Origin of the sequence: Acaryochloris sp. IP29b_bin.137 (assembly GCF_028285745.1) — a bacterium.
GTDB lineage: Bacteria > Cyanobacteriota > Cyanobacteriia > Thermosynechococcales > Thermosynechococcaceae > Acaryochloris.
Genome location: NZ_JANQOP010000187.1, coordinates 1 through 8034 on the forward strand (window position 1 = coordinate 1; position 8034 = coordinate 8034).

At 48.0% G+C, this 8034-nt stretch carries 9 protein-coding genes; 6 read left to right on the top strand and 3 right to left on the bottom strand.

The window, feature by feature from the left end:
* Positions 1 to 34 precede the first annotated feature (34 nt).
* From tuf to Q0991_RS13680, 3 genes are all read left to right on the top strand, one after another.
* Entirely contained in the window at positions 35 to 1264 is a 1230-nt protein-coding gene (gene tuf / locus Q0991_RS13670; protein ID WP_299489287.1) for an elongation factor Tu, read from the top strand.
* 137 nt (positions 1265 to 1401) lie between these two features.
* Positions 1402 to 1719 carry a 30S ribosomal protein S10 gene (gene rpsJ, locus Q0991_RS13675; RefSeq protein ID WP_010467965.1) on the top strand — a complete coding sequence of 106 codons (318 nt, stop codon included), beginning with the start codon at positions 1402 to 1404 and terminating at the stop codon, positions 1717 to 1719.
* Positions 1720 to 1813: 94 nt separating this feature from the next.
* On the top strand, positions 1814 to 2464 hold the full coding sequence (locus tag Q0991_RS13680; protein WP_299489288.1) for an LON peptidase substrate-binding domain-containing protein: 651 nt from the start codon (positions 1814 to 1816) through the stop codon (positions 2462 to 2464).
* A 102-nt stretch (positions 2465 to 2566) separates the two neighbouring features.
* Here the strand turns inward: Q0991_RS13680 and Q0991_RS13685 are convergent, their stop codons facing one another.
* Together Q0991_RS13685 and Q0991_RS13690 are read right to left on the bottom strand one after the other, a co-directional pair.
* A complete protein-coding gene (locus Q0991_RS13685) occupies positions 2567 to 3097 on the bottom strand; it encodes an FKBP-type peptidyl-prolyl cis-trans isomerase (RefSeq protein WP_299489289.1) in 531 nt (176 codons plus the stop codon).
* Between the two features lie 70 nt (positions 3098 to 3167).
* Positions 3168 to 3491, bottom strand: coding sequence for a phasin family protein (locus tag Q0991_RS13690; RefSeq protein ID WP_299489290.1), 324 nt, complete (start codon positions 3489 to 3491; stop codon positions 3168 to 3170).
* Between the two features lie 216 nt (positions 3492 to 3707).
* On the opposite strand from Q0991_RS13690, the gene lnt reads away from it, so the two are divergent.
* The 3 genes from lnt (at position 3708) to Q0991_RS13705 (ending at position 6938) form a co-directional block, all read left to right on the top strand.
* Positions 3708 to 5258: an apolipoprotein N-acyltransferase gene (lnt, locus tag Q0991_RS13695; RefSeq protein WP_299489291.1), complete on the top strand. Its 1551-nt coding sequence runs from the start codon at positions 3708 to 3710 to the stop codon at positions 5256 to 5258.
* Between the two features lie 130 nt (positions 5259 to 5388).
* Positions 5389 to 6075, top strand: coding sequence for a J domain-containing protein (locus Q0991_RS13700; protein WP_299489292.1), 687 nt, complete (start codon positions 5389 to 5391; stop codon positions 6073 to 6075).
* Between the two features lie 5 nt (positions 6076 to 6080).
* On the top strand, positions 6081 to 6938 hold the full coding sequence (locus Q0991_RS13705) for a tetratricopeptide repeat protein (RefSeq protein ID WP_299489294.1): 858 nt from the start codon (positions 6081 to 6083) through the stop codon (positions 6936 to 6938).
* A 105-nt stretch (positions 6939 to 7043) separates the two neighbouring features.
* Here the strand turns inward: Q0991_RS13705 and Q0991_RS13710 are convergent, their stop codons facing one another.
* On the bottom strand, positions 7044 to 7595 hold the full coding sequence (locus Q0991_RS13710) for a GNAT family N-acetyltransferase (protein ID WP_299489295.1): 552 nt from the start codon (positions 7593 to 7595) through the stop codon (positions 7044 to 7046).
* Between the last annotated feature and the right edge of the window lie 439 nt (positions 7596 to 8034).

The following is an 8034-nucleotide window of genomic DNA, read 5'->3' on the forward strand; positions in this document are numbered from 1 at the left end:
AACGCATAATTCATCGAAAAGGAATAGTTGATACATGGCACGCGCAAAATTTGAACGAACAAAACCCCACGTCAACATTGGCACCATTGGTCACGTTGACCATGGTAAAACCACTTTGACAGCAGCAATTACCATGTCTCTCGCTGCCCTAGGCCAAGCCAAAGCTAGGAAGTACGATGACATTGATGCGGCCCCAGAAGAACGGGAAAGAGGGATTACCATCAATACGGCTCACGTGGAGTACGAGACAGAAGGGCGGCACTATGCTCACGTGGATTGTCCTGGTCACGCTGACTATGTCAAAAATATGATTACTGGTGCTGCTCAGATGGATGGCGCCGTATTGGTGGTTTCCGCTGCCGATGGCCCAATGCCCCAGACTCGGGAGCATATTTTGTTAGCGAAACAGGTTGGGGTTCCCAATATTGTGGTCTTTATGAACAAGCAAGACCAGGTTGATGACGAGGAATTACTGGAGTTGGTTGAGCTCGAAGTTCGTGAACTTTTAAACGATTATGATTTCCCGGGTGATGATATTCCCATCGTTTCTGGCTCTGCATTAATGGCATTAGAAGCTCTCAACGGTGCCGACTCCATGAAGCAAGGTGACAACGAATGGGTCGATAAGATTTACAAGTTAATGGAAGAGGTTGATGCCTACATTCCCACACCTGAAAGAGACGTTGATAAGCCTTTCTTGATGGCTGTTGAAGACGTTTTCTCGATCACGGGTCGTGGAACCGTTGCCACTGGACGGATCGAGCGTGGAAAAGTGGTGGTTGGTGAAACCGTTGAATTGGTGGGAATTAAAGATACCCGCAGTACAACCGTAACTGGCGTTGAGATGTTCCAAAAGACCCTTGACGAAGGTATGGCTGGAGATAATGTAGGTCTTCTGCTACGCGGTGTGCAAAAAGAAGACATTGAGCGGGGTATGGTGCTTGCTAAGCCTGGCTCTATCACTCCCCATACTCAGTTTGAGTCAGAGGTTTACATCCTCAAGAAAGATGAGGGTGGACGTCACACCCCGTTTTTCCCTGGCTACAGACCTCAATTCTACGTAAGAACAACCGACGTAACCGGCACCATCAGTGCTTTTACGGCAGATGATGGGAGTGCCGCTGAAATGGTGATGCCGGGCGATCGCATTAAAATGACGGTTGAATTAATCAACCCCATTGCCATTGAGCAAGGCATGCGTTTTGCGATCCGTGAAGGTGGGCGTACGGTTGGTGCAGGGGTTGTTTCCAAGATTCTAAAGTAGTCTGTTGATCCCCTTCTAGCATGGAGTCTAAGGTGGTAGTAATGGCTATTGCCTTAGACCCACGAAAATAAAACTGAATTTGTGCGATTCAGTCTATCCTCCCTCAGAACCTTGACAATTAAAGATTAACCTAAGCTATGACAACTCTCCAGCAACAAAAAATTCGCATTCGCCTCAAAGCCTTTGATCACCGTTTGCTTGATACATCCTGTGACAAGATTGTTGAGACGGCCAAACGGACCAATGCCTCCCCTGTGGGTCCTATCCCTTTACCCACCCGCCGACGTATTTATTGTGTGCTACGGTCCCCCCACGTCGACAAAGACTCACGAGAACACTTCGAAACGCGGACTCACCGCCGCATTGTTGATATTTACCAGCCTTCTCCCAAAACCATTGATGCTTTGATGAAACTTGATTTACCTGCGGGTGTGGACATTGAAGTCAAGCTCTAGAGGTAGCGCTTCAACCCGCTTTGTTTGTGAATTCTTTGGGAGACATGGGCTAGAGTGAATAAGAGTACTTCTTAGACCTGTTCTCCCACTAATAATGGCCATTCCCTCGTCAATCGCCGTCCGCGAGCTTCCCCTATTCCCTCTGCCTGATGTTGTTTTATTTCCTGGGCGGCCATTGCCTCTCCATATTTTTGAATACCGTTATCGCATCATGATTAACACTATTTTGGAGGAAGATCGCCAATTTGGTGTCTTAATGTGGGATCCCAATAAAGGGGAAGCTGCAACCGTAGGTTGCTGTGCCGAGATTACCAAGTTTGAGCGGCTCCCAGACGACCGGATTATGATTCTGACGCTGGGCCAGCAGCGGTTTACGGTTTTACATTACGTTCGGGAAAAGCCGTATCGTATTGGTTTGGTAGAGTGGATAGACGATCAACCTTTAGATGAAACGCAAGATCTACTGACTTTAACCACTAATGTAAGGCAGTTACTTAAGGATGTTGTCCGGCTCTCGGCTAAGCTTACTGAACAGGAAATCAACCTTCCCAACGACATTCCTAACCAGCCGGTGAAGCTTTCCTATTGGGTGGCGAGTAACTTCTATGGGGCTGCCCTTGAGCAACAGTCCTTGCTTGAGATGCAAGATACTCAGGCTCGTTTGGAGCGAGAAGCCGAAATTTTAACCTCTACCCGTAATCATTTAGCCGCTCGAACTGTCCTTAAAGATACATTGGAAACTTAGTCAAGGGCGCTGTTCGTTCGGGTTGTGAAGATGGATGAGGAGTGGTACGGGCCATCCTCTCAATGGCTTTTCAGTCAAAAAATGACCCGTATAGAATCCGTTCTATTGAATTCGCAACAACTCAACATCAAAGACTAGGGTGGCATTGGGGGGAATCACTCCTCCTGCCCCGCGAGCGCCATAGCCGAGGTCAGGCGGAATAATAAGTTCTCGGCGACCCCCTACTTTCATAGATCCCACGCCTTCATCCCAACCTTTGATCACTCGTCCTTTACCAATTGGGAACGAAAAAGGTTGACCACGATCGCGGGAGCTATCAAACTTGCTCCCATCCGTCAAAGTACCTGTATAGTGAACCACCACCATCTGGCCCAGCAGTGGTTGTTCCCCGCTTCCTTCTACCAGGTCACGATATTTTAAGCCTGAGGGGGTGGTGGTATAGTCAGCGTCTTCAGTTGTAGTCATATCGGCAATCGTGGTTTGAGGGACAGGGATGGCGGCCAGGGTGGGTTGTTCGATAACCGGTTGAGTGGGTTCTGCGGAAACTTCGGTTGCTCCCTGGGTGATTTGGGCAATCAGCAAAACAGCGCTACAGACCAGGACAATTCCGAAACTGATCAAGATATTTCGCAAGTCATTCCTCCCATTTTCTGAACGATGAATATTACTGGGACTTTATAAAAGACTATCGCCAAGTAAGAGACTATCGCCAAAGCTTGTTTTCTAAGTCTCGCACTTGTCGTTCCAGCCGATCTATCCTACCGCGCAATTCATCCACTTCTGCCTGTCTGGCCAACCCAAGGTCTTGCATCATACTTCGCACTTGTCGTTCCATCTGTGCTTCCCAATCTCCCGGATCAGACCGCATTTGTTGGAGTAGGTCATCAACGAACGCTTTGGCTTGGTCAGGGTTGAGCCGTCCTTCATTGACCCATTGATCACTGACCTCCCGCAGTTTTTCAGCAACGAAGGATGTAGTCCCTACGCCAATCATTAACATTTGCTTGAGAAAGTTATTGTTGTCCATGAAAACCTCGGGTCTTGGGATTTAGAGTGCCGTGATAGCAGTGATGTAAAACGAGAACCTCAAATTCAGCATAACGAAGTCAAGGAATTTCCATAAAGTAGGGATAGTACGGTGGTCTGTCTGGATGACATGCGATCTCAGATCAGATTCCTGCCGCTGAAAAAACTTAATCAGGATAAACTGCCAGCAGACCTTACAGCAAGCTTTGGAACCCGCGTGCGACATCTTGTTCAAGAACAGCTCAAGCTGAAACCCCATCCGATTGCTCTGGGAGAATGGGGACTTGTTTTTGCCTCAGGTTTGGTGATGGGTATTATTCCTGCCCCGGTGGAGGCCTGGTGGCTGGCATGGATTGCCTTGGTCCCCTTGTGGATCACCGTTAAACGCACCCAGGGGAATATCTGGCGGGCGATGCGGCTTGGCTTTATTTGGGGCCTGGGATATCAAGGCATCGCTTTGTCTTGGTTAACGGGCTTGCATCCCATGACCTGGATGGGACTGTCTTGGTGGACCAGCATTACCATTGCGGTGGTCTGTTGGCTGTTTGTGACGGTTTATGGGGCTTTGATTGCTACGCTTTGGGCCGGATGGATGGCATGGGTAACTATCCAACTCCCCATCTATAGTCGGATCTTGGCAGGAACGGCAGCTTGGACGGGATTGGAGTGGCTTTGGACCCAATCTCCTTTGTGGTGGACGCCGATTTCCTACACTCAGAGTCCCGCTAATCTGGTGATTTTGCATCTGGGGCGGCTATCTGGCCCAACGGTGATTGTTGCCGCTTTGGTGATGGTAAACGGCTGTTTTGCCGAGAGTTGGTCAACGCTGAGACATCGGTGGCGGTATCGTAGCATTGCGATCGCACTCTTTATCACTCTACATCTGCTCGGATGGGTTCTCTATGCCCAACCGCTGACGGCTGATCAAGATACAGCCCTCACGATTGGCATTGTCCAAGGCAATATCCCCACTCGCATCAAACTGTTCAAACAAGGCCTAGCATTGGGGAAAAAGAACTATGAATCTGCCTATCGACAACTGGCGGATCAAGGGGTTGATGCCGTCCTTACCCCTGAAGGGGCCTTTCCTTTCCTCTGGCAAGATCAGCCTCCCCTCGCCGCAGCCATTCAAGAGAAGCAAGTCGTGGTTTGGCTGGGAAGTTTTATGCCTGAGAACCACCGCATTACCCAAAGTTTAATTACGGTCTTGCCGGATGGCAGTGTCTTTAGTCGCTACAACAAAATTAAGCTCGTCCCTTTAGGGGAATATATTCCCTTTGAACCTTTATTAGGTCAATTGTTTGGTCGTCTGACCCCTGTTAGTGCACAGATGAATTTGGGTAACCCCAATCAGCAATTTCTCACGCCTTGGGGACCTGCGATTGCAGGAATTTGTTTTGATTCAGTGTTTCCACAATTGTTTCAGATGCAGGCTGCCCGAGGGGGTGAGTTTATTCTCACGGCTTCCAATAACGACCCATACAACACTCGGATGATGGCCCAGCACCATGCCCATGATGTGATGAGAGCGATTGAAACCGATCGCTGGGTTGCGCGGTCTACCAATACAGGCTATTCAGGTGTGATTAATCCCCATGGAGAAACCTTATGGCGATCTGCTCCTCAAACCTTTGTGTTTCATGCTGCTACCGTTTATCGACGTCAAACCCAGACCCTATACGTACAATGGGGAAATTGGTTTTTACCGAGCCTGATTGGATTGAGTTTGATTGCGGGTGTTCCCTCTTTCATCCAGACTAGAAAGTAGGCTAAGTTAGTTAAAAACTGGCTTTTCAACTGAGGTTCGGCAACCCCCATTGCCAATTTACTAGGGCACGCTCTCTGTTTTGCACAACACCCGCTTATTCAGTCCCCATTCCATCGCCAATACTGAGTCAATGAGTAGTAGTCTAGTGCGTCAATTGACGCCAGAAGAGCTAGAACTTCAAAAAAAGCAAGCAGAACTGATTGCGCTCGAAGTCCAACTAGCTCAACGGGAGTTAGAGCTAGCGACGTTTCAAGCCGAGCTCCACTCCTTTGAATATCGCTACATGCAAGTGGTGGGCATTCGCCAAGAAGAGCTAGACCAAATCAATGCCCAGATTGCTAAATATTTAACCCTGATGGCATCAAACCATAAGTTTCAACCCTCGGTCCAGCTCAAACAGCTCTATCGGGAGGTCGCCAAGCGGATTCACCCCGATTTAGCTACGGATCCTAAAGAACGGGAACGGCGAGAACAGCTTATGGCATTGGTGAATCGAGCCTATGAGTCAGGGGATGAAGCTCAACTGAGGGCGATTTTGCAGGATTGGGAAAGTAGCCCAGATTCTGTTCAGGGGGAAGGAGCCACGGCTGATTTGATTCGCACTATTCGTCAAATTGCTCAAAGTCAAGAGCGTTTGCAAAGTATTGAAGCTAAACTCCAGACCCTTGCCCAGTCGGAATTACATCAGTTGCGAATCAAAACCCAGAAACTTGAGCAATTTGGGCAAGATTTATTACTAGAAATGGCCCATCGCTTCGACCAAGAAATATCAATGGCTCAACAGCAGCTGAATGAGCTTAAAGCAAAGATGGGCTAAATGCCATGGCAGAAGGTCCAAACGAACAATCCAACCCGAAAAAGTTGAATCTGCCGTCTTTGCATCATCGAGTTGAAGATCAAGTCTCTTCATTTATCAAACGGGGACTCAGTCTTGCCAATGAAATTGAGGCCAAACTCGAACAGTCTGCCCCCCACCCTGATGGCGAGCCCCCACAGCCTCAACCGCCCTCCTTAACAACCGATCAGCCTGTTTTATCTGGAACCGATCGGAGCGTAGTAACCCAGCTTCAAGTTCAGCGTCCTCAACCCGCTTGGAGCAACACGGAGGAGACGGACGAAAATTCCTGGGCCATCGTTTGGCTTCGGCGGGGAGTTTGTAAATACCAGCAAGCGGATTACTCCGGCGCAAAAGATAACTTTCAGCAGGCCCTGAAAAAGCAGCCAACTCTGGCCGCTGCCTACAATGGCCTGGGGAGTGTCCTATATCAAAATAAAGATTTCGTAGAAGCGGTCGTTGCCTATCATCAAGGGCTTGATTACGCTGCCCAAAGTCCCGAACTCTACTGCAATTTAGGCAGTACTCTCTTTCAAATTAAAAATTTTGATGAAGCTGCGCTGGCCTATCAAAAAGCAATTTATTTCAACCCTCGCCTGCAAGTGGCTTATTACGGGCTTGGTTTAGCCCAACATCAAATTGGTTTTCTTGAAGAGGCGGCAACGGCATTTGAACAAGCCACACAATTAAATGGCCAACATGCCCATAGCTTTGTGGGATTGGCAGCGACTCTCTATGACCTAGAAGAATATCAAGACGCCAATCAGGCTCTGCGGATGGCCATGAAATTAGACCCCGCATTCATAGAACTGTACTTAAAATTTCAAAATATCCTGATTCCTTAAGGGGTGGCCCCTTGCAATCTAAAACATTTCCGGCCTCCAGACTGCCTGTTCCCCATCGCTTCACAGCGCTATAGTTGGCGCTTACTCCAGCTTCCTAGATAAGGATTAGCGAAAATTAGGGTACCAGAACATGCCTTTTATCCCTTCTGGGTCAGGCATAAATCCCAGGTCCCGGTAGAAATTAACGACATGAGGGTCCGCGAACAGAGTGATATTGCTGATGTCTTCGCGGCGTAACTCTTTAATAATTTGCTTCATCAGGGCCTTACCTAACCCTTGACCCTGGAAATCTGGGTGAACCACAACATCCCATATCGTCGCATTGAAGGTATGGTCGGATGTTGCCCGGGAAAAGCCAATCAGGCGGCTGTAATTTCCCCTCTGCTCCCACATTGAGACCACAATAAAGCTATGCTTCAGTGCCTTTTTGACTTTGCGAATGGGGCGTCGAGACCAGCCAACGGAGTCGCATAGCTCCTCCAGTTCATAGAGATCGATTTCGCGGTCTTTACTGAAGGTAATTTTTGACGGCGTTGCTCTAGAACCTCGAGCATTATTGGTAATCGAAATACTAGGACCTATCGAACCATTGGCAGGAACCAAAGTCTGGGCAGATGCTCCATCAGAGCCACCAAATAAGCTTTTCCAAAAACCCATGCAGGTGTGTGTTGAGTGCTAAGTGTAACAAACGACCTTGAATATTTATTACAAAAGGCCATTAAAGTTCAGTATAAGCCAGGTCACCGACGGCATGGGATTTAGTGTGGAATTACATGCTTTCTGGGGCGTGAGATGAGATTGCAAATGCTGCTCCCTTCTTCCTTCCCTAGGTTTCAGTTGGACTTCCCATTGCTGGATGACTTGAGACTTCACTTCTGCTTTTGCCATACTCTGACATTTCTCCCCATCTGCATCCATGAAGCTGCTTTAAGGTTGTGCAAGAGTAATCACATTTGCTAATGTAAATCCTTGTAAAGATGAAATACACTTAATTCACTAATATTGAATAAGATTTACTTATCAAAAGGTTCAAAACCTCCAAAGTTAAACTTATGCGATCTCTGGTAAATTGAGTTTTAGCCAATTCCAGAGTATT